The sequence below is a fragment of the Hafnia sp. genome (genome assembly GCF_036648275.1).
Lineage (GTDB): Bacteria > Pseudomonadota > Gammaproteobacteria > Enterobacterales > Enterobacteriaceae > Hafnia > Hafnia alvei.
This window is the reverse complement of sequence record NZ_JAVXIQ010000004.1, coordinates 168,579-192,025: the sequence shown is the minus strand read 5'-3', so window position 1 is coordinate 192,025 and position 23,447 is coordinate 168,579. Positions and strand designations below refer to the sequence as shown.

General features: G+C 46.9%; 20 protein-coding genes. 8 read left to right on the top strand and 12 right to left on the bottom strand.

Annotated features, from left to right (window positions below):
• Positions 1–51 precede the first annotated feature (51 nt).
• Both RSC70_RS06095 and manA read right to left on the bottom strand, forming a co-directional pair.
• Positions 52–1,548, bottom strand: a complete 1,497-nt coding sequence (locus RSC70_RS06095) for a YdgA family protein (RefSeq protein ID WP_332542045.1) — start codon at positions 1,546–1,548, stop codon at positions 52–54.
• A 233-nt stretch (positions 1,549–1,781) separates the two neighbouring features.
• Positions 1,782–2,957 (bottom strand): mannose-6-phosphate isomerase, encoded by a 1,176-nt coding sequence (gene manA / locus RSC70_RS06090; protein ID WP_282807078.1) that lies wholly within the window; start codon positions 2,955–2,957, stop codon positions 1,782–1,784.
• Positions 2,958–3,168: 211 nt separating this feature from the next.
• Here manA and fumC point away from each other — a divergent pair, with 211 nt between their 5' ends.
• Positions 3,169–4,569 (top strand): class II fumarate hydratase, encoded by a 1,401-nt coding sequence (gene fumC / locus RSC70_RS06085; RefSeq protein WP_332542044.1) that lies wholly within the window; start codon positions 3,169–3,171, stop codon positions 4,567–4,569.
• A 10-nt stretch (positions 4,570–4,579) separates the two neighbouring features.
• Here the strand turns inward: fumC and tus are convergent, their stop codons facing one another.
• Both tus and RSC70_RS06075 read right to left on the bottom strand, forming a co-directional pair.
• On the bottom strand, positions 4,580–5,512 hold the full coding sequence (gene tus, locus RSC70_RS06080; protein ID WP_332542043.1) for a DNA replication terminus site-binding protein: 933 nt from the start codon (positions 5,510–5,512) through the stop codon (positions 4,580–4,582).
• A gap of 186 nt (positions 5,513–5,698) precedes the next feature.
• Positions 5,699–6,970 carry an MFS transporter gene (locus RSC70_RS06075; protein ID WP_332542042.1) on the bottom strand — a complete coding sequence of 424 codons (1,272 nt, stop codon included), beginning with the start codon at positions 6,968–6,970 and terminating at the stop codon, positions 5,699–5,701.
• A gap of 192 nt (positions 6,971–7,162) precedes the next feature.
• Between RSC70_RS06075 and RSC70_RS06070 the strand changes: the two genes are divergently transcribed.
• The 3 genes from RSC70_RS06070 to bioD all read left to right on the top strand — a co-directional run bounded on the left by RSC70_RS06070 (position 7,163) and on the right by bioD (position 10,323).
• Positions 7,163–8,059 (top strand): LysR family transcriptional regulator, encoded by an 897-nt coding sequence (locus RSC70_RS06070; RefSeq protein ID WP_332542041.1) that lies wholly within the window; start codon positions 7,163–7,165, stop codon positions 8,057–8,059.
• A gap of 149 nt (positions 8,060–8,208) precedes the next feature.
• A complete protein-coding gene (gene mlc / locus RSC70_RS06065) occupies positions 8,209–9,429 on the top strand; it encodes a sugar metabolism global transcriptional regulator Mlc (RefSeq protein WP_025801375.1) in 1,221 nt (406 codons plus the stop codon).
• A 228-nt stretch (positions 9,430–9,657) separates the two neighbouring features.
• On the top strand, positions 9,658–10,323 hold the full coding sequence (bioD, locus tag RSC70_RS06060) for a dethiobiotin synthase (RefSeq protein ID WP_040044930.1): 666 nt from the start codon (positions 9,658–9,660) through the stop codon (positions 10,321–10,323).
• A gap of 6 nt (positions 10,324–10,329) precedes the next feature.
• Here bioD and clcB read toward each other — a convergent pair whose 3' ends face one another.
• Together clcB and RSC70_RS06050 are read right to left on the bottom strand one after the other, a co-directional pair.
• Positions 10,330–11,607, bottom strand: coding sequence for a voltage-gated ClC-type chloride channel ClcB (clcB, locus tag RSC70_RS06055; protein ID WP_040044931.1), 1,278 nt, complete (start codon positions 11,605–11,607; stop codon positions 10,330–10,332).
• Between the two features lie 141 nt (positions 11,608–11,748).
• Positions 11,749–13,137, bottom strand: coding sequence for a cytochrome-c peroxidase (locus RSC70_RS06050; RefSeq protein WP_332542040.1), 1,389 nt, complete (start codon positions 13,135–13,137; stop codon positions 11,749–11,751).
• A gap of 310 nt (positions 13,138–13,447) precedes the next feature.
• Here RSC70_RS06050 and RSC70_RS06045 point away from each other — a divergent pair, with 310 nt between their 5' ends.
• The gene (locus RSC70_RS06045; RefSeq protein WP_332542039.1) at positions 13,448–14,938 is read left to right on the top strand and encodes an MDR family MFS transporter; all 1,491 of its coding nucleotides are present in this window, start codon (positions 13,448–13,450) and stop codon (positions 14,936–14,938) included.
• 49 nt (positions 14,939–14,987) lie between these two features.
• On the opposite strand, the gene RSC70_RS06040 is transcribed toward RSC70_RS06045, so the two are convergent.
• The 3 genes from RSC70_RS06040 to ydfG form a co-directional block, all read right to left on the bottom strand.
• The gene (locus tag RSC70_RS06040; RefSeq protein ID WP_040044934.1) at positions 14,988–15,260 is read right to left on the bottom strand and encodes a DUF1161 domain-containing protein; all 273 of its coding nucleotides are present in this window, start codon (positions 15,258–15,260) and stop codon (positions 14,988–14,990) included.
• 45 nt (positions 15,261–15,305) lie between these two features.
• Positions 15,306–15,653 (bottom strand): DUF1283 family protein, encoded by a 348-nt coding sequence (locus RSC70_RS06035; RefSeq protein WP_332542064.1) that lies wholly within the window; start codon positions 15,651–15,653, stop codon positions 15,306–15,308.
• 175 nt (positions 15,654–15,828) lie between these two features.
• Positions 15,829–16,575: a bifunctional NADP-dependent 3-hydroxy acid dehydrogenase/3-hydroxypropionate dehydrogenase YdfG gene (gene ydfG / locus RSC70_RS06030; RefSeq protein ID WP_332542038.1), complete on the bottom strand. Its 747-nt coding sequence runs from the start codon at positions 16,573–16,575 to the stop codon at positions 15,829–15,831.
• A 299-nt stretch (positions 16,576–16,874) separates the two neighbouring features.
• On the opposite strand from ydfG, the gene wzzB reads away from it, so the two are divergent.
• The 3 genes from wzzB to RSC70_RS06015 all read left to right on the top strand — a co-directional run bounded on the left by wzzB (position 16,875) and on the right by RSC70_RS06015 (position 20,152).
• Positions 16,875–17,837, top strand: coding sequence for an LPS O-antigen chain length determinant protein WzzB (gene wzzB, locus RSC70_RS06025; protein ID WP_304183629.1), 963 nt, complete (start codon positions 16,875–16,877; stop codon positions 17,835–17,837).
• An 85-nt stretch (positions 17,838–17,922) separates the two neighbouring features.
• Complete coding sequence (locus RSC70_RS06020; RefSeq protein ID WP_332542037.1) at positions 17,923–18,450, top strand: GNAT family N-acetyltransferase; 528 nt, start codon at positions 17,923–17,925, stop codon at positions 18,448–18,450.
• 205 nt (positions 18,451–18,655) lie between these two features.
• Complete coding sequence (locus RSC70_RS06015) at positions 18,656–20,152, top strand: C69 family dipeptidase (RefSeq protein ID WP_332542036.1); 1,497 nt, start codon at positions 18,656–18,658, stop codon at positions 20,150–20,152.
• Positions 20,153–20,233: 81 nt separating this feature from the next.
• Here RSC70_RS06015 and RSC70_RS06010 read toward each other — a convergent pair whose 3' ends face one another.
• From RSC70_RS06010 to RSC70_RS06000, 3 genes are all read right to left on the bottom strand, one after another.
• Complete coding sequence (locus RSC70_RS06010) at positions 20,234–20,581, bottom strand: hypothetical protein (RefSeq protein ID WP_040044939.1); 348 nt, start codon at positions 20,579–20,581, stop codon at positions 20,234–20,236.
• 426 nt (positions 20,582–21,007) lie between these two features.
• Positions 21,008–21,625, bottom strand: coding sequence for a CatB-related O-acetyltransferase (locus RSC70_RS06005; RefSeq protein ID WP_332542033.1), 618 nt, complete (start codon positions 21,623–21,625; stop codon positions 21,008–21,010).
• Positions 21,626–21,915: 290 nt separating this feature from the next.
• Positions 21,916–23,376, bottom strand: a complete 1,461-nt coding sequence (locus RSC70_RS06000) for an AMP nucleosidase (RefSeq protein ID WP_071892804.1) — start codon at positions 23,374–23,376, stop codon at positions 21,916–21,918.
• Positions 23,377–23,447 lie beyond the last annotated feature (71 nt).

The following is a 23,447-nucleotide window of genomic DNA, read 5'->3' as shown; positions in this document are numbered from 1 at the left end:
AACGGCCCCAAGAGAGGCCGCTTATCGTTAACATCGTGTCTGAATGCTGAATCAATTCCCCGCAGGGGCTTCGCTCTGATCCTGCATACCACCTAAAATCCCAAACAGGCCAACAAACTGAGCCAGCGGCATTTTGGTGCCATTCAAATCAACCTGACCATCGGCATAGCTGAAGTTGCTCGAAATCACGTTGTCTTTTTGCGTTGTCAGTTTAAACATCTGGCCCATGGCTGAAATGCCTTGAACCTGTTGTCCAGCTAAACGTTTCGCATCTTCGGCGTTATAACCTTCTAATTCAGCTGCCTGAGAAGTCAACTGGGTCGCCATCGGCATGGAGATAGCCAGTTTTGCGTCCAGCTTTTTGATTGATTGCAACATCAACGGCTCGCCGGTGGTTTCAGCCTGAGGCTGAGGATTCGCAAGATTGAGATCCAAGCTAAACTGGCTTTCACCCTGAGCGGTTTTCCAGCTCAGCGGTTGAATATTTAGCGTTGGGTTTCCGGCGAGCAGGGCAGGCATATTCTTTTCAACCAGCGCCGCTAATTCTTGCTGATAGACATCAGGATCGACGTCGTCTCCCTGCGCCAGTTGGCGATTGATGAAATCATTGTACTGGGAGGTAAACGCTTTCAATCCTTTCCCGTCTACGCCGTTGAATTTCAACGTTAAGGCACCTTGACCGAAATCTTTGCCGCTGATTTTCAGCGCATCAAGCGTGTAATTCAGCACGCCATTAAGATTCTTATCATCTTCGCCGACGTTCGCGTCTAGCTTGAAGCCATCAAGCACGGCAGATTCTTTGCCATCGACAGACACTGACAGATGCTTGGCGTTCATTTTCTGCGAGCCGATATTCAGGTCAAACTTACCGCGATGGCTATCGCTTTCCATCGTGAAGCCTTGCAGAGTGATTAGCTCTTGTTGGCCCATTTCATTTGGCGCAGAGATCGCCACGTTATCGCTGTTCATGTCGAGTTTCAGCGTGGAAAGATCTTTAGCGACGTCTGCGTTAATCACTGCGCCGTCAAATTTCACTGAAATCTTATCTTTCGCGTAATCGACAGGGATTAGCGTAATTTTCGACTGTGTATCACCGTTGTAGGCGATGCGTGTATCAGCATCAACCAGCGATTTGCCTTTAGTGGCATCAAACAGCGCTTTTACCGCTGGCGTGTTTTCTAATTCGGTATGTACGGATGCCATGCTCGGCACAAAGTTGAAGTTCTTGAGCTGAGCCAGCGGGAATGGTCCGTGAGTAATGGTTTCTTTCAGTACAATCTGTTCACCGGCTTTGAGGCTTGGCTCGCCTTTGAAAGTTGGATCGTTTTGCAGAATATAGCGAACGTCGGTCGAGAACAGATGACGGTTGTAGTCTTCGTAGCTGAGTTTTAACCCTGCTTTAGGGAAATAGTTGTTGATCTGGCTATTAACGTTCTCAACCTCAGTCGTCATTCGTTGCTCAATGAGCTTGCCGGTATACCAAGAGGCTCCGGTCCAGGCTGCGCCTAATACAACAATGACCGCAACCGCGACAGCTGATTTTTTCATATTGAGTTCTTCCTTAAGCCTTAAATGTGCTGCCGCGAGGGAAATGCCTCAAAAACGGCGTGTCGAACAAATGATGATAGACGTATAACAAAAAAACGCCCGCAGGCGCTTTTCATTGTGGATGTAAACCCATTCAATGTAAACCAAGCCCATTCGCAAATACTTATCTGAATTTGCTGGGGAAAGGGATACTTCTACCAAGGTTTACATTAGGTTTATTTTCATAGCATAAATCAGAGTTCGTTAAATACGCGGGCTAATTGGCCATGGCCTTGAACCTGCACTGGCGACTCACTGGCTGGCAGATAACAGGATTCTCCTGGAACCAGCACGATACGCTGTTCGCCTTTAATCAGCGTCGCTTCGCCGGTAACACAGAACAGAATCGCCGCGCTTTCTTGCGCTAACGACTGTGGCGCTTCAGCTAGGGTATGCACGGCAAAAGCAAAGTCTTCGACCGGAATAGGGAAGCGAGTTTCATGCCCGTTCACCACTGGGGCAGTCAGCAACGTGTTAGCGGGCTTAGCAATAAACTTCACATTGGCTAACAGTTCTGGCACATCGATGTATTTTGGCGTTAGGCCGGCACGCAGAACGTTGTCTGAGTTCGCCATGATTTCTAAGCCGACGCCATCCAAATATGCGTGCGGAGTTTCTGCATACAGGAACATACTTTGGCCAGGCTCAAGCTCAACGGTATTGAGTAACAACGGCGAGAAGAGGCCGCTATCGTCTGGATAAAAGCGCGCAATGCCGCGTATTGCATCCCATGCTGGCCCTTGCTGGTGGTTTAGCGCTTCGGCAAGCACACTTAAGGCATGCGATTTTTGTTCACCAGTCATGCTCAGCAAATTACCAAATAACACGGATAAATGCTGTGCGTCTGGCGATTGAATAAACTTCGCAATATCAGGATGCGCGCTGGCTACAGGCTGTAATAGCTGAGCAATCTCGGCAAATTCACGGAAGCCGTTCATCGCTTTGAAAGGCGTTAACGCATAAACCAGCTCGGGCTTGTGGTTAGGATCTTTGTAATTACGGTTTGCGGCATTGATCGCAATACCCGCGGATTCTTCACGCGCAAAACCTTCTTCTGCGGCATGTTTGCTTGGGTGTACTTGAATCGATAACGGCTGTGCGGCGCACAGAACTTTGAATAAGAATGGCAACTCGCCAAAACGTTTCGCGACGGCGCTGCCTAGATTCCCCGTGAGATCTTTGGCGATCTCATCACGTAATGACACCTTATTGCCGTTTTTATCCAAAACTTTAGAGCTGCTAAGCGGATGAGCCCCCATCCACAATTCAGCCATAGGTTTGTTATCTGGATTCGAGAAGCCATACAGCTTGCTCAGTGCATCGTGACTGCCCCAAGCATAGTTTTGTACGGCATTAATCATCTTTTGCATTGGTATCAACCTAAAGTGAAGTTAAAGCGAAACGTGAATATGAATAATAAAGCTATTGCGCTAAGTAAACAGGAGAGGGCCTATCCGATGCAAGGATATTGATGTAAGAAATTCGTTTAGCTCTCACATTCTAACTGGTTGATATCCCGCTATACTCATTGGATTAATGATTAACTCATCGGAATCATGCTTATATTCTCAAGGAGAAAATATGACAGCTATGCGTGTTGAAAGAGACTCTATGGGCGATATTGATGTACCTCAAGCGCGATTGTGGGGCGCGCAAACGCAACGTTCTTTGGAACATTTTCGTATTTCGGTGGAAAAAATGCCTCAGGCATTAATTGACGCTTTGGCATTGGTAAAAAAAGCCGCTGCGCAGGTTAATCTCGATCTCGGCTTGCTGAGCGAAGATAAAGCAGAGGCTATTATGCAGGCAGCTCAAGAGGTCATCGACGGCTTTCGCTATCAGGAGTTTCCGCTGGCTGTATGGCAAACGGGGTCGGGAACTCAAAGCAACATGAATATGAATGAGGTTTTGGCTAATCGCGCCAGTGAATTACTTGGCGGCGAACGCGGAAATGAACGTAAAGTTCATCCTAATGATGATGTGAATAAAAGCCAAAGCTCAAACGATGTTTTCCCTACAGCGATGCACGTTGCCGCCGTGCAAGCTATTCGCCTCCAGCTTCTGCCGCAAATAGACGTCCTGATACAAACTCTACAAGATAAATCAGAGCAATTTAACGACATAGTTAAAATTGGTCGCACACATTTACAGGATGCGACTCCGCTAACGTTGGGGCAGGAAATTTCTGGTTGGGTTGCTATGTTGATGCACAGTAAAAAGCATATTGAACATAGTTTGGCGCATCTTTATGAATTGGCGCTGGGTGGAACGGCGGTAGGAACGGGGCTGAATACGCATCCTGAATATGCGGTTCGCGTGGCCAAAACGATTGCGCAACTGAGCGGTAGCGATTTTATCTCGGCACCGAATAAGTTTGAAGCCTTAGCCAGCTGTGACGCTCTGGTTCAATCTCATGGTGCATTGAAAGGACTGGCCGCCTCAATGATGAAAATTGCTAACGATGTAAGATGGTTAGCATCCGGTCCGCGTTGTGGGATCGGAGAAATTTTAATTCCTGAAAATGAGCCAGGTAGCTCAATTATGCCGGGTAAAGTTAATCCGACTCAATGTGAAGCGGTAACCATGCTTTGTGCTCAGGTGATGGGCAACGATGTGGCGATTAATATTGGCGGCGCGTCAGGTAACTTTGAACTTAATGTTTTCCGCCCACTTGTTATCCATAACTATTTACAGTCAATACGTCTACTGGCCGATGGCATTGAGAGTTTTAATGAGCACTGTGCACGCGGCATTGAACCGAATCGCCCTAGAATCAATCAGCTATTAAATGAATCATTAATGTTAGTGACTGCGCTGAATACACATATTGGCTACGATAAAGCAGCCGAAATTGCCAAAAAAGCCCATCATGAAGGACTGACGTTAAAAGAGTCGGCGTTGCTATTAGGCTATGTCACCGAATCGCAGTTTGATGAATGGGTGAAGCCACAAGGCATGGTTGGGAGCAGAATTAATGCGTGACGTTGTCACGCTATTCAAGCTCACGGTATAAATGCAAACGAGGGATCAAGAGTTCCAGCTTTTTAGCTCGCGGACGATATTTCACATTAATATTGTCCGCATCGTAATCACTTAAATCGCCAAGAATAGGAATGGGCGTTTCGCTAAACTCATCCGTTAATGCGATAAGCGGCATGCTACACGGGTGTTGTACCTGTTTCTGCTCTTCTTGATACCACACTCGCGCAATCGGCTGGACTTTAACCGGCCGTTTTATTTTGAGCTTAACGTCTTCCGGCAAACGCATAATGTCATCAAGTTCTTTCCCCACCATCGCCGCCCGTTGCTCGCGCGAGTAGGGTGGAACAGAGCGATTAGCGGACAAACTTTTCTCGAGTCGATTAATTATCTCTTCGCGATTCATATTATTGATCACACTTTTATTCGCCCACCCGAAGCGGACGGTGGAAGGGTTGTGCAGTACGGTTAAGGCGCGATAGGCACTCAGCGTCAGCAAACCTTTGAGATGCGCATGCACAAATTCAAACCGTTGCTCAGGGGGAAGGCCAGATTCAACGGCGATAATCTTCTCTAGCTGTTTCTTGAGTTGGTTAACATCGGTAATCAGGGCGCTGGTGGATTTTACCTGCGAGTAACTGGCGGAAAAGCAGAGCACGCCGGGCATACGAACCGCGGCTTTGCTGCTGATATGCTGCGCATGGTGATGGATGAACAAGCGGCGAAAGTGCTGTAAACCGGCTTCAAATGCTGACTCGCCTGAGCAGGGGATGACGCTGATTTTTGTAATGTCATCATGCTCTTTACCTTTCTCAATATCAGGCAACCAAAACACGTTTGCCTGTAGCGGTACCAGAGATTTCAAAACCGCATCAATTTCCACTAAGCCCTGCTCAAGCTGGCGAAAACACGTGTTCATACGATCGATAACATGGTTAGCTGACATAGGTTCTCTTACTATGCTTATTTAGTTACAACATACATTGTAGTTCATTACCTAAGTGTTGTCTGTTACCACTGTGAAATTTCCAACAACAGTATTGCCTATTAGATCGAGAAAAAGCTTTGTAGTGAAAAGAAGGGCTGATGTCGTCAGTTAGAATCCCCGTATGGCGGGGATTCTACTCGAGGGTTAAATCCGTTTGGCTTCGGGCAATTTTTTCAATGCTCGGCTGATCCACAGCGCCAAAACTAGCATTACGCTAAGGAAAATTACGATGCCGTTCCATCCATAGTTGTTCCAGAATACGCCACCGAGTGTACCGGCCACGCTGGAGCCGACATAATAACAGAATAGATAGAGTGATGATGCTTGGCCTTTAGCGCGACGGGCACGGCGGCCAATCCAACTGCTTACCACTGAGTGCGCGGCAAAGAAGCCTGCGGTAAACAGCATCATGCCAATAAAAATGGTAGTGAGCGGGGCAAAAAGCGTAATCAACAGCCCAATCAGCATAATAAGAATCGAAACCGTCAGCACAGGCCCACGACCAAATTTACTGGTTAACGCACCGGCTTTAGGTGAACTGTATGACCCTGTCAGATAAACCACTGATAATAGACCGACCAAAGCCTGACTGAGAGAGTACGGAGTGCCAAGCAGACGATAGCCAATATAGTTAAATAACGTGACAAAACTCCCCATCAGCAGAAAGCCTTCGGCAAAAAGCAGCGGAAGCCCTTTGTCATGCCAGTGCAGCCGGAAGTTAATCAATAATGTTCGAGGGCGGAGAGGCGTGGCTCTAAAGTGTTTCGACGCGGGCAGAATTTTCCAGAACATAAACGCCGCGGCCAGAGCGAACAAACCAATAATGGCCACCGCAATGCGCCAAGAGAAGAAATCTGTCAGAACGCCGCTGACTAAACGCCCACTCATTCCTCCAATCGAATTACCGCTGATGTACAGCCCCATAGAAAACGCGACTACGGCAGGATCGATCTCCTCGCTAAGATAAGTCATGGCGACCGCGGCAACGCCGCTCAACGAAAGCCCAACCAGCGCGCGCATCACTAAAATACCGTGCCAGCTGGTCATCATTGAACAAATTAACGTGCAGATTGCCGCCATCAATAGTGCGGTAACCATCACCTGTTTACGCCCAATCGCATCTGATAACGGCCCGGTGAACATCAACCCGACGGCAAGCAACCCCGTAGAGACGGAGAGTGACAGGCTACTACTGGCCGGCGAAATCCCAAAATCATGCGACAGCACGGGCAAAATAGGCTGAACGCAATAGAGCAGGGCAAAAGTTGCCAGACCCGCAGAGAACAGCGCCAGGGTTACGCGGATAAACTGTGGTTGGCCACGTTCAATGTACGGAAGTTTGTTTAACGCGCGGCGCGTTGGCGCTACAGGCGACACAACAGACGAGTTTGAGGTTGTATCAATGCGAGACGGCATTGTTTCTGCCGGAGGGGTTTCCAATCTGTATCCTTACCGAAAATATCGGGTAAAACGGTTCATCAGCTCTGCTTGCCCATATTATGTGCGGCAGGTCACAACGGCTGATATAAATTCAGCATAGGTATCCGCGATTTTATTGTCTAATATATTAATAAATGAAAATAAGACGTTTAAGATATCAATCAGCCTATGCGTATAGAAATTAGACATCTCAAGTACTTTATTGCCGTTGCTGAAGAGTGTCATTTTGGGCGTGCAGCGGAGCGTTTGAATATCTCTCAGCCGCCATTGAGCCAACAAATTCAGGCGCTTGAAATGGAGGTGGGCGCTCGGCTTTTGGAGCGAAACAACCGAAATGTGAGCCTCACGCAAGCGGGGGAACTCTTTTTGAAAGAGTGCTACGAAATTGTGGACCATCTTTCACATGCGGCAGAAAACGCCGCGCGAGCACACCGTGGTGAATTGGGTAATCTGAAGATTGGCTTTACCTCGTCCGCGCCGTTTATCAGTTTAGTTGCCAGCAGCCTGTTTATTTTCCGGCAGCGCTATCCCTTAGTTCACATGCAAATGCGCGAGGTGAACACTAAGCAACAGATTGAACCGCTGTTAGAAGGCAAACTCGATATTGGCGTGATGCGTAACACACGATTACCCGACACGCTGACGCATCAACTCTTGCTGCGCGAGCCGTTAGTTGCAGTGCTACACCAGAATCATCCCTTAGCGGCTTCTGGCCGAGAAAAACTGAAGTTTAGCGATTTGGCCAATCAGCCCTTTGTCTTTTTTTCCCGAGAAGTGGGCACGGCGCTGCACGATGAAATATTAACGCTGCTGAAAAATGCGGGGATCACACCCTATATCACTCAAGAAGTGGGTGAGGCGATGACGATTGTCGGGCTAGTTTCCGCAGGTCTCGGCGTGTCTATTTTACCTACGTCGTTTACCCGAATTAAGGTGGATGGCGTTTGCTATAGATACTTAGATGAGGAAATGGCGTTCACGGAAGTTTGGTTAGCTTACAGTAAAACTAGACCATTGAGCGCACAGGCAACAGCATTGATAAATTTAATGATAGCTCAACCATAGATAAATAATCGCTGCTAAAACCGACCATTGCGGGGCTTATTTGTGCACTAAATCACATAACGAATCAAATAGTTGACGGGTTTACTCAAAACCGACACCATAGCGTTAATATTTATTTAGAAGCGCGAAAAATAAGCGGGAGTAGGTGGGTGATAGCTGAAAGCCAACCGGGACATATTGATCAAATCAAGCAGATAAATGCTGGGGCGGTATACCGTCTTATTGATCAGCATGGCCAAATTTCCCGCATCGAACTCTCTAAACGCGCACAGCTTGCGCCCGCAAGTATCACCAAAATTGTGCGTGAACTGCTAGAAGCTCATCTGGTACAAGAAACCGAATTCCAAGACGTGGGTAGCCGAGGGCGTCCTGCCGTTGGTCTCATTTTAGATACTGTGGCTTGGCATTATCTCTGCGTTCGTGTGGGTCATGGTGTTATGACGCTGGCGCTACGCGATCTCAGCAGTAAATTGGTTGCTGAAGACGACGTCGAATTGCCTGCACAGGCCGACCAGCCGTTACTCGAACGCATCATCAATGAAATTGACCAGTTCTTTATCCGTCATCAGCATCAGCTTGAACGACTAACGGCCATTGCCATTACGCTTCCTGGATTGATTAATTCGGCGAAGGGTATGGTTCATCGCATGCCATTCTATGCCGATGTGTGTGATATGCCGTTGGGCACCGAATTGGAGCAACATACCGGCCTACCGGTGTTTCTTCAGCATGATATCTGCGCCTGGACGATGGCTGAGTCGCTGTTCGGTGCCGGTGAAAACTGTAGAAATATGCTTCAGGTGGTTATCGATCACGATGTGGGCGCGGGTGTCATTACCGATGGTCGCTTGCTCAACGGTGGCCGTCATAGCGTGGTGGAAATTGGTCATACGCAGGTCGATCCTTATGGCAAGCAGTGCTATTGCGGTAATCATGGCTGTTTGGAGACCGTGGCAGGGCTTGGGCATATTCTTGAATTAGCCGAGCAGCGGTTACCACTTTCACCATCGTCTTTGCTGCATAACGGGCCCATCACGATTGATGCTATCTGTCAGGCCGCCATGCAGGGCGATCAGTTGTCGAAGGATATTATCAGTAGCGTGGGTAACAACGTGGGACGTATTCTCGCCATTATGGTGAACTTGTTTAATCCCGAAAAAATCCTGATTGGCTCACCGCTCAATCAAGCCAGCGCGGTGCTCTTTCCCTCGATCAATGCGGCAATTCAGCAACAGTCCTTACCCTACTATGCACAGGGGCTGAGCGTTGAGGCTACGCGTTTCCGTAATAATGGAACCATGCCTGCGGCCGCGTTAGTCAAAGAAGCGCTTTACAATGGTTCATTGTTAGTTCAGCTGCTGCAGGGCTAGCAAAAACTGAGAGTATTTGGCTAAATTCCTTTCTAATTCATACCTCTATTTTGGTACAAATAGAGGTTTTTCATGAAATTGTCACCTCGTTAAACAAAATATTGAGCTAACGCAAGCTGCTGCTTTACCGCTTCGCCTAGACTTTTCATCATTCTTGATGGCGGAAGGAAATTGTCGTTCCGCCAATTTTTTGGTGTTTTTTATCGGAGATTCTCCGGAGTATTATTCATGTTAAAGCGTGTTTTTGTCACAGGAACAGACACTGAAGTCGGTAAAACCGTCGTTTCTCGTGCGTTACTGCAATCCATCCATGCTTCTGGTGCTACTGCTGTAGGCTACAAGCCTATCGCCGTCGGTAGTGAAGAAACCCCGCAAGGACTGCGTAATAAAGATGCGTTAACATTGCAGGCGTCTTCTTCTATCCCATTGAATTATGACGAAGTAAACCCTATAACGTTGCAGGAAGAAATTGCGAACGCTTATACCGGTGAGCCTTTGGATTACAGCCTGATGAGCCGTGGGCTTCAAAACCTGAGCGGTAAATCTGAACATTTAGTAGTTGAGGGAACCGGAGGCTGGCGTGTCTTAATGCACGATTTGCGCCCGTTATCTGAATGGGTGGTGCAAGAGCAACTGCCGGTGATTCTGGTCGTCGGTATTAAGCTGGGCTGCATCAGCCACGCTATTTTGACGGCACAGGCGATCATTAATGACGGTTTGCCATTTGCCGGTTGGATTGCAAACCGCATCAATCCGGGACTTTCGCATTATGCCGAAACGTTAGAAGCGTTACGCCAAAAGTTGCCGGGGCCACAGTTAGGCGAAATTCCATACCTGTTCCGCCCTGAGGAAAAAGATCTGTCTAAATATATTGATCTTTCTCCTCTCAAATAGCGCCGTCTATTTACCGTAAACTGACCCTGTCCGCAGCCAGCGAGACAGGGTTGTTGCCATCACGCAGGCCAGCAACAATCCCGGCAGCAGCGTATATTCTCCTGTCATTTCAAACACCATCAGCGCTGACATCACCGGTGCATGCGTGGTTGCTGCTAGCAATGTTGCCATACCGGTGAGCGCCATCAATAACGCGATGTGTTCTCCCATTCCTGGCCAGAGCGCAAATAGTTGCCCAACAAATGCGCCCAGCGCGGCACCAATAAACAGCGTTGGTGTAAATACACCACCGGGGGCACCTGAACCACTGCTGGCCAGTATCGCAACCAGTTTACACAGCAAAATAGCCCCAATGAGTAAAGCACCCGGTGGGGCAGACAATAACGATTGAACCACGCTGTAGCCGTTTCCCCAGACTTCGGGAAAAATGATTGATAATCCACCGACGATAAGCCCACCAAGCGCAAGCTGCAGCGGTGGGGGAAGGCGTAGCTGTTGGAAGAAGTGGCTACTGTACTGCATCAAGGAGAGAAATAGCGGCCCGGCAAATCCTGCGATGACACCCAGTAGCGCCATCAATAAATACTGCACTGGCCACGGTGCGACTAGAATTTGCACCTGATATAGCGTTTCTTGCCCACCGTTGAGTAAGTTACTCATCAGCAGAGCACTAACCGCGGCGATCACCACCGGGCCAAGAGAGGCGAGGATTAGCGATCCAAAAAGGATCTCCGCAATAAACAAGCTTCCGGCTAAGGGCGCGTGATAGGCGCTAGCCATCCCCGCAGCAGCACCACAGGCCACCCACAGTTTCCACTCCTTTGGCGGTGTAAACAATCGAGCAAAAACCGATGCAAACAGAGCTGACAGTAGAATCATAGCGCCTTCGCGCCCGATTGCACTTCCGCTTGATACGACTATCAGAGATGCCAAGCTTTTGACAAGGCTGGCGGAAATATCTAAACGGCCATCGCCAGCGTCAAAGGCTTCCATATAATCAGTCGGAGCCGATGGGCGTTGGTGCTGATATTTCTGAAACAGCCACAATATGGATCCTGCCACCAACCCGCCTAACGCAGGCGTGAGCAAACGCCGCCATAATGGTAGTTCGGCCGCAGCGGCCACCAGACTTCCGCCTCGACTGCCTAAGAATAGCCATTCCAGCTTCAACATTGATTGATGAAATAGCCAAACAGCGGTGGCAGCGGCGATCCCCAAAATCATCGCAATGGCCAAGCGGCGCAGCATCAGTTGATAATGTTGCATATGAATCAGACGTTTCATGCGTGGTGAAGTCATGTTTAGCCGCGGGTTACCAAAAAAGAAGCACATACTGCGTTGTGCGAAGGCATAAAAGTGGGAGCAGTTTAAGGGTTTTAACCACAGGAAGAAACTGCGCCGCAAAAATGCGGCGCTTAGAGAGGGTTAATGAATTGGATAAGGCGTATAAACGCCGTTGAGCGACTCGAGGAATGCCACAATGTCGTCTACATCTTTCTGTGGTAACGAGGTGCCGACCTGATATTTCAACATCAGCTTCACCGCTTCATCCAGCGTTGGTACGTCACCACGATGGAAATAAGGTGCCGTTAGTGCAACGTTACGCAGCGTTGGTACTTTCTGACGGAAGCGGTCACGCTCCCCTTGAGTTACATTGAGTCGGCCAATATCCGCGCTGGTCACCTTACCGAAGGCAAAGTCCTGCTTCAGTCCCAGAGGTTCGAAAGCCTGACCGCCGAGTATTTTCCCTGTGTGGCATGTGGCACATTTATTATCTTTAAACAGCTGGTATCCATGCATTTGCTGGGCGCTTAGCGCTTTATCGTCGCCGCGAAGATATCGGTCAAACGGGCTGTCCGGCGTGATAAGGGTTTTCTCGAATTCAGCAATCGCATCGGTGATGGTATCGCCTGTAAAGCCTTCGGGATAAACGGCCGTAAACTGTTGTTTGAGAAGGGCGTCTTGGTTAAGTTTTCCTGTGATTTCATCCCATGACTTGGACGCCATTTCGATTGGATTAAGCGGTGGGCCACCAGCCTGTTTTTGCAGGTCTGGCGCTCTACCATCCCAGAATTGCTCAACGTTAAACACCGCGTTAAATACCGTTGGCGCGTTGATTGGGCCAATTTCACCGCCTACGCCAATAGAGGTTTGTCGACCATCAACGCCGCCAGCCCCTAACTGATGGCAATGAACGCAAGCAATGGAGTTATCGCCAGATAAACGCGGGTCGTGGTACAAGCGGAAACCCAATGCCACTTTATCAGCCTGAACGGGAAGGGTACGCGGCAATGGCTGAACGGGCTCATTCATTAATGCCGGCGCCATGTCTTTTGCAGCGTAGTATTTTATGCGCTGATCTTTCACCCAGTTTAAAATACCAGCCCGTTCTTCATTATTCAGCGATCCAGCCCAGTGCACCGCCGTGTAACGGGTCGGCGGCATGGTGTCGTGCTGCATGACCCATTCCACTTTAGTCATGTCTCCCTGCGGAGGGCGACTATTATTAATGAGGCTGTTGCGAATAGGGGTGAGATCAAATGATTTGTAGCCAAGATTGATGTCATATTCCATCAGTTGCTTGGCGATGGGAAGTTGCGAATAAAACGGGAGCTGAGCTGACGGGGTGTGACAGTAGTCACAGCCTTTTTCACTCAGGGTTTTCAGAACGGCCGCATTTTGTGGCGAAAGTGATGCCTGATCGGGCATCGTGATTCTCTGCTTATCATGGTAGTAGACATATCCCGCTAGACCTAGATAACCAACAACACCGACAGTTGCTGCAATTCCCAAAAGCTTTGTTATTTTTATCATGTTAAAACTCCATTTCAGAGCATGAAATCGGGCCGCGCCAGCGCTGGGTGCACAACCCTCAGAGGGCCAAAATTTAGCCTTCCCATAGTGCGTGTTGTATTTCATTACTTTGTTGATAATCATCAATGATAACGGCCAGCCTTACCTATCATTGAGATAGGAAACAGCAATCAATCAAGCTTGTATGTGACGCTGTCACTTTTGTGTTTATGTCAGTCTTATTCTCTCTTCGAGAGTTCACACTATTAGCCTAGAAATTCATGGTAAGGTGTTGAGCTAAATCTCTATTCGCATCTTTCCGCGAGGCAGCATGGTTGAACAGGTAGAGCAGCAATATTTACATCGAGGCATTGTGCTAACTGCTTGTATGTTAGCGACATTTATGGCGGCTATTGAGGTTACGATAGTCTCAACGGCGATGCCCACGATTATTGGCGATTTAGGCGGTTTCTCACTGCTGGGCTGGGTATTTGCTGCGTATCTTTTAACACAGGCTATTTCAATTCCTATCTATGGTCGACTCGCCGATCTCTACGGGCGTAAGCGGATGTTCTACATAGGTGCATCGCTTTTCTTGCTAGGTTCCGTGCTATGCGGCTTTTCCCATAACATGCTGTGGATGATCGTTTTTCGTGCGGTTCAAGGGATCGGCGCAGGGGCTATCACGCCGATTGCATTCACCATTGTTGCTGATATCTATTCACCCGCGGAGCGTCCAAAAATCCAGGGTTATCTCTCTAGCGTTTGGGGGGTATCGGCCATCGTAGGCCCGCTGATGGGGGCATTTATTGTTCAGCATTTCAATTGGGCATTGGTTTTCTGGGTTAACGTGCCTATTGGCATTACGGCGATGTATCTTCTGTGGCGTTATTTTCCCGAAACGGTACATCCTCGGCAGCATCCTATCGATTTTGCTGGTACCTGTTGGCTAACTATCGCCGTGGCTTCGTTGTTAGTTGCGCTCTTACAGGCCGATATTCTCAAGTTCTGGGTATTCCCGTTATTATTGATATTCGTCGTTGCGTCAGTTTTTTTGCTGCGACAAGAGAAAAAAGCCCCAGAACCGTTATTTCCGTTAGCCCTCTGGCGAAATAACGTGATTGTCGCGGGTAATATTGGTGGGCTGATTGTCGGCGCATCCATGATGGGCGTTGCCGCATTCTTGCCTACGTTTGTGCAGGGAGTCATGGGCGGAACGCCGTTGGAGGCGGGCACCACGTTAGCAATGATGTCAATCGGCTGGCCATTGGCTAGCACCCTTAGCGGGCGAATGATGTCGCTGACGTCCTACCGCACTACGGCGTTTTTCGGCAGTTTTTTGCTTATCGCCGGAAGCTTGATTTTGCTCATGCAGCAGCCGGATAGTGGTTTGCTATGGGGAAGAGTCGCCGCCTTTGTGATTGGCTGCGGAATGGGGATGACCAATACCACATTTCTGGTTTCGGTACAGAATGTTGCGCCTTCCAACATGCGAGGAATTGCCACCGCTTCAACGGTGTTTACCCGTATGTTAGGCTCAGCGCTAGGTACAGCCATTTTAGGCGCCACGCTGAATCTCAATCTTGATTGGCGCTTGCCGGATATTCATGATCCGGTTCAAAAGCTCATGAGTATGCATCAAAGTGGCACGCCGCTAGACGATAACATGATTAATTTAACGACTCAGGTGGCGGCATCCATTCATTGGGTGTTTATCGTGGCGGCAATATTGTCGTTGTTTGCTCTAATCACCGCGTGGCTCATTCCGGCAAAATTAAAGCCAGACAGTGTGACCTGTACTGAATTTGACGGTGAATGCTAGAAACAAAAAAGGCTGCCATAAGGCAGCCGTTTCGACATAACGCTGATAATTAGTGTGCAGCCGGTGCTGGCGTACTGTCGTCTTCAGCGCCGTTCGTGCGCTGATAGATGATCTTCTGTGTGTCGTTTTCGCAATGACCCACAACCTGACCACCACTTGCGTCAGCCTGATCGTTCGGTACGACATCAAGCGTAAAGCCAGACTCTGGCACGCCATTTTTGATGATTTTTTGGCTAATATCTGCTTTGACCGTTTCACATGAAGCCTGAGCGGCCAGTGGAATAGCACTTAATAGCATGATGCTAAGCAATAATTTCTTCATGAAATATCCTCCAAGGATCCTTGCAAAAGCGTTTAAGCTTAATGCTTATGGATTAAGCGGGCGTCCAGTATTTCTATCTAAACAACGTTGGGTATTCGGTTCCCAGTACGCATTAACGTTTAGGCTTTTTTCACATGAGTCTTGCAGATCGACGGCTTTATCGAACTTGTCGAACTGTTTCTCAACGCGGGTGTTAACTTTGTTACGCAGAGAACGCGTGTCATCCCATTGTTCTTTCTGCTGGCGAGCATCTTCTTTGGTCAGCGAGTTATCCTGACCACCGCTTGAGCCAAAGACGCAGGTACTGCCAGATGCGCAAGAGTTTGCAAGGGCAGAAGCCTGCCAACCACCCAAGATGAGCGCTGCGGCTAAAGGCATCCAACGAGCGGCCATGTGCAATTTATTCAGTTTCAAATTAGCTATCCTCTTTTCACAACGACCGTCTTTAAGGTCATCATTCTCGATATGAAGACACTATAGCACTCTGTCAGTTCCGCTGATAGTTTGCGCAAACGTTGGTTTCGATACGGTTTAGTGCAAAAAACAGAAATTTACAATGAAGTTAAATTTAGCCGCGATAGACCGACAGCGGGGCAAAGGACTGGCTAACCGGCATCATTTCAATGGTATTAATGTTGACGTGCGCAGGTAAGGTAGCGACCCAATACACAGCTTCAGCAATATCATCTGCGCTTAAAGCGTTAGCATTCTCATAGGTTTTCTCTACGCGACCTTCATCGCCTTTAAAGCGAACATTAGAGAATTCCGTGCCGCCAACCAATCCAGGTTCGATATCGCTAACCCGTACTTTGGTGCCATGCAGGTCTGCGCGTAAACCTAGGCTAAATTGTTTAACAAACGCTTTTGTCGCGCCGTACACATTACCACCGGCATACGGCCAGTTAGCTGCGGTTGAGCCAATATTAATGATATGACCTACATTACGTTCAACCATATTAGGCAAAATTGCTCTGGTCATGTTCACCAAGCCTTTGGCATTGGTATCGATCATCGTGTCCCAATCATCAACATTTGCTTTATGCGCAGGCTCTAAGCCTAATGCTAATCCAGCATTGTTCACTAAAACATCAATGTGACGTTTTTCAGCGGGAAGGCTTTCTAAAGCTAACTGTATTGCCGCTCGATTACGCACATCGAGTTGCACGATAGTTAAAGCATCACCTAACTCATCGTTTAACGCTTCGAGACGACTTAAACGGCGACCGGCAGCAATCACCGTATGTCCGTTCTTGATAAATTTGCGCGTGATAGCCTCACCGAACCCTGCGGTTGCTCCGGTTACAAATATATTCATTCTCAATTGCCTCGTTAATTTAGCGAAAGTGCAGGCCTCTCAATCTACCAGAAGCAGACCAAATTGCCATGACGCGGGCAGAATAATGGCGTGCATCTATACTTAAAAATACGGAACTTTCCTAGCCAAAATATAGGCATAACAGAGAGTTGTTCCATTGAGAACCGGTTACAGATTTAGTACTATCGCTATTCATATACGTACACGATATAACAATCGCTTTAAATCAAAATGGCGATATATTATTTGTTTGAGAGCAATGTCAGCTAATGTAATTATGAGTTTGTATGGGAAATCCTATGAGTCTTGAGCAAAAAAACAGTACTGATGAGATTGATCTGCTTGACCTGTTGTTGCAGTTATGGAATGGAAAGAAAACAATCATTACCACTGTTTGCATTGCGATTGTTTTGGCTATTGGCTATCTTGCCGTTGCAAAAGAGAAATGGACATCGACCGCGATTATTACACCACCACAGCTAGGGCAGTTAGCCGATTATCCTACTGCTGTGGCTGTTATTGACCCTGGTAATAGCAAGGATATTAGCAATGATGTTTTTGCTAACTTTGTGTCACGTGTTTCTGCTGAAACCTTGACGTTCTTACCTGAAAAACCCTTAGATATTAAGCCGACAAACTCAGGGAGTAGCGATTCATATACCGTGAGTTTTAGCGCTGAAACGGCGAAGGATGCGCAAAAGTCCTTAGTTGCTGTTTTAAACAAAGTGAATAAACAAACCTCAAGTAGTTTTTACTCAAACGCAGCGAAAGCATTAGAAGTGAGAATGCAGGCAATCAATACTGCATTAGATGCTCAGATCAAAACTGCTCAGGAGAAAAAAGCGCGCCGTTTAAATGCTTTATCAGAAGCATTAAAAGTGGCTGAAGCCACCAACACCAAGAACGTTACGGTTAAAGAGGTCACGGCTCTCTCTGATGAAATGCTATTTATGCTCGGGGAGCCTGCGTTAAAAACAATTATTGCCAATGAAACTTCTTGGCCGTTGTATTTAAGCGATGGCTATTACTCCAACCGTGAGACATTACAGGCGCTGCGCGAGATTAAACTCAGCGATAGTGGCAATGACAAATTCGAAGCATTTTCATTCTCACAACAGCCATCATTACCTGTCATTAAAGATGCACCGAAAAAATCGCTAATATTAATCCTATCCGTATTGCTGGGTGGATTGATCGGCGCGGGCATTGTATTGTGTAAGGGGCTTATTCGTAATATAAGAGAGAAGCCCCCAGTGGTATGATGATTTGATTGGAATTACCCTGCGAGGGCGGTATATTAAGAAGCTTTAATGTATCGCCCTCGATTGTTTCAGAAGAAGGATATTAATGTTTAGCCTTAAACGCATAGAAAAAAAAGATAACCCACTTTATAAAAGTGTGGATGAGCTCTATGAAAGTGCTTTTCCTTATCATGAAAAGCGAGACGAAAGGGCGAAACAAGCAGCACTTGATAATGATAGTTATTATTTAACTGCCTGGCATCACAATAATATATTCGTTGGTTTTATTGGATATTGGCAATTTAAAGACTATGTCTATATCGAACATTTGGCGATAGACCCAAATTTGCGTTCTCAGGGATATGGTAAAAAGGTTCTGGAATGTTTTTTGGCTCAAAACCCACTGACAATCTTAGAAATAGATCCATTGACAACCGAAATTGCTAACAGGCGTTTACGCTTCTACCAAGGTCTTGGTTTTGTAGAAAATAGTTATTCTCATGCACATCCAAGCTACCATTCAGAGATTAGCGATCATAAATTAGTGGTTCTGAGCAGCAAAAAAGTCATCTCTAATGATCAATATATGACTTTCCTCAATGACTTAAAAAACGTAGTCATGATCTTAAATTAATCTTTTTCTGTTTGTTTCTACGCTAAAACCAACTTATCTAAAAATGTGTGCATAATCCTAAGGCTGCTCAATCGCCTTGGGAGCATTGTCACGGTAATCACATCTCACTCATTGCTACCCTTATTTCATTGCAGGAACTTTCCAGCGCTTCAGTTTGACTGATAGCAAAGGATAATTAATTAAATCAGGAAAATAAGGAACAGGAATGTATTCTTTTAAAAAGTGCGTGATTGCTTTATCCATTAATATGGCATTAGTCTCCTCAGGTTTTACCTGCACCACATTTTTAGCAGGTAATGAGGCTACAGCAGATGGTTCAATTATTGTTGCACGCAGCGCGGATAGTGATGCTTTAAAGGCGCAGCACTTTGTTATTCATCCGGCAAAACAGAACCAAACAGGAATATATAGTACGAAAGCGCATAACGGCGCAAATGATTTTACTTATCCTTTACCGAAAGATTCACTACGGTATACCACGGTGCCAAACTGGAAAACACAGTTACATGGTGCGACTGGATTTAATGAAGCCGGCGTTGGCGTGAGTGGGACTGAATCTATTTTTGCCTCACCTAAAGCACTTGCATTCGAACCCTATGTTGAAGAAACGGGAATTACCGAAGACGATATTCCTGATATTTTGCTGTCGCAAACCAAAACTGCGCGCGAGGCCGTGGCTTTACTTGGACATATCATCGAAACCAAAGGGGCAGGCGAGGGATTTGGCGTTGCCGTGGTCGATGAGAAAGAATTGTGGTACTTAGAAACCGGCACTGGCCATCAATGGATGGCACAGCGAGTGCCGAATAATCAATACTTTGCTACCGCTAATCAGGGACGTTTACAAAACTATGACCCTAAAGATCCTAACGTTATGGGATCAAAGAATCTGGTTGAGTTTGCGGTAGAAAAGGGGCTTTATCAGCCTAAAACAGACGGTAAATTTAATTTTTCTAAAGCCTATACCCGAGACGATGAACGCGATCGCACCTATAACGATCCGCGCGTCTGGACAATACAGAAACAATTAAACCCTTCGGTTAAGCAAGTTATGGCTGAAGGGCGACAGTCTCCTGTTTTCCTCACGCCAGAAAAGAAAGTCACGCTTGATGAAGTTAAGTCCATTTTGCGTAATCATTACCAAGGCACGAAACATGATCCATACTCGAACGGGCTGAATGGTAAAGAAGAGTGGCGCCCAATCAGCGTGTTCAGAACCTATGAAGCACATGTCATGCAGGTTCGTCCTGAGTTACCGAAAGAAATCGGTGAAGTGACCTATGTGGGATTAGGAATGGCTGACTTAACTGCGTTTGTTCCTTACTACAGTGGATTGACGTCTTTCCCAGCCAATTACGCCACCGGTTCAGATCACGCTGACAGCCAGTCAATTTACTGGAAGTATCGCAAACTACAAACGCTGGTCATGACGGATTATCCAAAACTTGCGCCGGTCGTCCAGCGAGCCTATCTAGACTGGGAAGCAAAAGTTGCGAATCAACAAAAAGAAACGGAAGCGCAATATCTAAAATTGGCAAAAACCGACAAAGCCGCCGCAGATAAAATGCTGAATGATTTCAATCTCCGTGTCATGGCCGATGCAGAGAAGCTCACCGAAGATCTGACCAACGAAGTATTCACCATCCGCACTAAAGATATTCAGTCTGACATTTTCTTTGCTAACAAAGCGAAGAAGGATTGATGATACACGGATAGAGCGATCTTGAATGAAGAGACCCAATCATCGGATTGGGTTTCTTGTGACCATTTTCGATAATATTGCTTAACTTTCAGCATCGAGATGAAACTGATGCAGTATCCGATGAGCAATAGGTGCCAGCACTAATCCCAAGGTCGTCATAAACACTAGGCTGGTAAACATACCATAGAAAGCAAAGAAAACCTTTCCCGCTAAACTTTGAGGAATAATATATGGACCAATGCCATTCGCTATAAACGCACTGTTTAATGTCGCATCATGCCAATTGATATTGGTGTCAAAAATCATGTGTCCTGCGACGCCAATAAGCAAAGTAGTAATTATTAGAAGAAGAGCACCACCAAAATGTAGTGATAGACGTTTTAAAAACGCACCAATCGAAATCACGGGCATATTTTTTGATTCATACATATTGATAAGCTCTTGTTAGTGATGGTGTCGCTATTGTAACGATTTTGAACAGCCTTGCTCTGAACATCAGCTCAACAGCTTAACGCACACATATTGCTTGGTTCGTATAATGTATATTATGTTAAATTGAATGTAGCAGATGCCAATTACTTCATGCACCCATCCTATAGCTACAGCTCACTGAGTTTTTTCTATCAGTTTCTATACCCAGGCTTCACTAAATGCTTTCCCCTACTCTTAGGAGCTAAAACCAACTGGTTGCGCTACGTGAAATCTGAGCGTTTAGCAGTAGGATTACCGGCCAGATTTCGTCAGTTGAAACCTATATAAAGCAGACAAAAAAGCCCAGCGTCACTTGCTAGGCTTTTCATTTCGCGTTTTACGGCTTATCTCGTTTCAACGAAACCGTTACGACATGTCAGATAGCTAAGCCAATACGCGTTCCAATGCGTCGAGATCGTTTGAACTGAGCAATAGCTTAATCTTCTCAATCTCTGCTTCAGGTCTGCTATAAATATTCAACGCTAAAATCCGAACAATATCTGCGTCAGAGAACCGGTACCTAATCAGCTTTGCCGGATTGCCACCAACAATGGCATACGGTGGAACATCTTTGGTTACGACGCTTCCCGCAGCAATAATGGCACCCTCACCCACGGTAATTCCAGGCATCAACATACTGCGCATTCCTAACCAACATGCATCACCAAGAACGGTGTCACCTTTATGTTGATAGGTGTCGTATATCGTTTCCATGAAGGGATAGAGATTTATAAAATCAGTCCGGTGATTGTGATTTCCACCCATTAAAATCACGCACTCTGCAGCGATGCAGACATAATCGCCAATGAACAATTTATCGATATAGCCTAAAGGCTCCCAATTTTGGCTAACAGCGTCACCGTGCAGATAACGAACAACCGAGCGTTCAAATCCGTCGTCCCAGTAATCGCTGTAATAACTGTGTGTGCCTTTAACGATGATATTAGGGTTAGTTACCGAGAGGTGCAATAGCTCGGTCTTTGACCAATGTTTTTCTTTCATGACTCATCCTTTTCTTTATAAGAGCCACGGAACGATTTGATTTCGTGGCAGTAATTACTCGTTCAGATAATTACTGTCATTAGAGATTCGAGGGTGTTTGAGCAGAGGCAAATGTGGAAGGTTCATACCTATTTTCCTTACGGCAAATTCGGTTAAATGGTATCGAACATGCTGTATTGTGTAAATGTTGAATCTAAACACAGGCTCACAAGGAGATGAACTTTTCGTCAATGGGCCACGGATGAATATGAAAAAACCCACAGATGTGGGTTTTCAGCATATTAAAAATCTTAACGGAACGGCGGCTCGTTAAAGGTGCGCAGTTTACGTGAATGAAGTTTATCGCCTTCGGCTCTCAGCAAATCAATCGCGCGTATACCAATTTGTAAATGCTCGGATATTGCGCCCTCATAGAAATGGTTGGCTTGGCCTGGTAGCTTAATTTCGCCATGCAGCGGTTTATCCGATACGCACAATAGCGTGCCATATGGAACGCGGAAACGATAGCCTTGCGCGGCAATTGTTGCGCTCTCCATATCCACAGCCACTGCGCGGCTTAAACTAAAGCGCAGCGCCGACGCGGAGAAACGTAGCTCCCAGTTGCGATCGTCAGACGTCACTACAGTACCGGTACGAAGTCGTTGTTTCACCTCTTCTCCCGGCATTCCACTGACTGCCTTGGTCGCATCATATAATGCACGCTGCACTTCAGCTATGCTTGGGATCGGAATATCAGGCGGTAAAACGGCGTCTAATACGTGGTCGTCACGCAGATAAGCGTGAGCCAAAACATAATCGCCTATCGCTTGGCTTTCACGCAGCCCACCGCAGTGCCCAATCATTAGCCAGACGTGTGGGCGGAGAACTGCCAGATGATCGCAGATTGTTTTCGCATTGGAAGGACCCACCCCGATATTAACCAGCGTGATCCCCTGACCTGTCGATGAAATCAGATGATAGGCAGGCATCTGGTGTTTCTTCCACGCTAAATCTGAGGTGGTTTTCTCTGGGTCTGCTGTTTCAGCGGTGATATAGCTCCCACCGGCGCAGGACAACGCTTCGTAAGGACTATTCGGATCAAGAATTTGCTCGCAAGCCCAACTGACAAACTCATCAACATAGCGGCTGTAGTTAGTAAATAGAATATAAGGCTGAATATGTTCGGCAGGCGTACCGGTATAGTGTTTGAGGCGTGCCAAAGAGAAATCAGTACGCAGCGCGTCAAAGTGCGACAGCGGGAAGAAATCCGTCCCCGTTTCTAAACCATCGGTGATCCCATCGCCAATTTTGGCCAGATCGGTGGTTGGAAAATGCTGTGCTAACCCTGCCGTCATGGTTCTATCCAGAACAAGGTCTGAACCATCAATAACAAACGGATACGGCATTTCTTGTTGTGACGGTGTCACTTCAAAGCTAGCACCATATTCGGTTTCTAATAAGGCTAACTGTTCCGCTAAATATTCACGAAATAGCGCTGGGCGTGCGATAGTTGTGCTGTATTGACCGGTTCGAGAAAAACGCCCATAGGCGCGCGTTCTGAGATGATCGCGAAATTTCCCATCCCAACTAACGCTCAGCTGTGGGTAGGAAAATAGTCCTTTTGCCCTTTCTCCTACGTCTGGCAGTTTTCCCTCATTGATATAATCGCTGATGGCAGTACGCAGCGCGGACAGTGCTGACTCATACAGTAATTCAAGTCGATCAAGTGCTTCGGACGCCGTGAGATGCATAGTCTCTTGTGATTTATTCAAAATATCCCCTTAATGACTCGAAAAGCGCAGGTTTAACAGTATGGTCTACTCGTAAAATTTTGCTTATCGCT

What these genes read in the sequence shown, in the direction of transcription:
- fumC (WP_332542044.1), top strand. Translation starts at nt 3,169, where the DNA reads ATGACAGCTATGCGTGTTGAAAGAGACTCTATGGGCGATATTGATGTA.
- wzzB (WP_304183629.1), top strand. Translation starts at nt 16,875, where the DNA reads ATGAGTCTTGAGCAAAAAAACAGTACTGATGAGATTGATCTGCTTGAC.
- RSC70_RS06045 (WP_332542039.1), top strand. Translation starts at nt 13,448, where the DNA reads ATGGTTGAACAGGTAGAGCAGCAATATTTACATCGAGGCATTGTGCTA.
- tus (WP_332542043.1), bottom strand. Translation starts at nt 5,512, where the DNA reads ATGTCAGCTAACCATGTTATCGATCGTATGAACACGTGTTTTCGCCAG.
- RSC70_RS06010 (WP_040044939.1), bottom strand. Translation starts at nt 20,581, where the DNA reads ATGTATGAATCAAAAAATATGCCCGTGATTTCGATTGGTGCGTTTTTA.
- RSC70_RS06075 (WP_332542042.1), bottom strand. Translation starts at nt 6,970, where the DNA reads ATGCCGTCTCGCATTGATACAACCTCAAACTCGTCTGTTGTGTCGCCT.
- RSC70_RS06005 (WP_332542033.1), bottom strand. Translation starts at nt 21,625, where the DNA reads ATGAAAGAAAAACATTGGTCAAAGACCGAGCTATTGCACCTCTCGGTA.
- manA (WP_282807078.1), bottom strand. Translation starts at nt 2,957, where the DNA reads ATGCAAAAGATGATTAATGCCGTACAAAACTATGCTTGGGGCAGTCAC.
- RSC70_RS06070 (WP_332542041.1), top strand. Translation starts at nt 7,163, where the DNA reads ATGCGTATAGAAATTAGACATCTCAAGTACTTTATTGCCGTTGCTGAA.
- RSC70_RS06035 (WP_332542064.1), bottom strand. Translation starts at nt 15,653, where the DNA reads ATGGCCGCTCGTTGGATGCCTTTAGCCGCAGCGCTCATCTTGGGTGGT.
- RSC70_RS06015 (WP_332542036.1), top strand. Translation starts at nt 18,656, where the DNA reads ATGTATTCTTTTAAAAAGTGCGTGATTGCTTTATCCATTAATATGGCA.
- ydfG (WP_332542038.1), bottom strand. Translation starts at nt 16,575, where the DNA reads ATGAATATATTTGTAACCGGAGCAACCGCAGGGTTCGGTGAGGCTATC.
- bioD (WP_040044930.1), top strand. Translation starts at nt 9,658, where the DNA reads ATGTTAAAGCGTGTTTTTGTCACAGGAACAGACACTGAAGTCGGTAAA.
- clcB (WP_040044931.1), bottom strand. Translation starts at nt 11,607, where the DNA reads ATGAAACGTCTGATTCATATGCAACATTATCAACTGATGCTGCGCCGC.
- RSC70_RS06040 (WP_040044934.1), bottom strand. Translation starts at nt 15,260, where the DNA reads ATGAAGAAATTATTGCTTAGCATCATGCTATTAAGTGCTATTCCACTG.
- RSC70_RS06095 (WP_332542045.1), bottom strand. Translation starts at nt 1,548, where the DNA reads ATGAAAAAATCAGCTGTCGCGGTTGCGGTCATTGTTGTATTAGGCGCA.
- RSC70_RS06050 (WP_332542040.1), bottom strand. Translation starts at nt 13,137, where the DNA reads ATGATAAAAATAACAAAGCTTTTGGGAATTGCAGCAACTGTCGGTGTT.
- RSC70_RS06020 (WP_332542037.1), top strand. Translation starts at nt 17,923, where the DNA reads ATGTTTAGCCTTAAACGCATAGAAAAAAAAGATAACCCACTTTATAAA.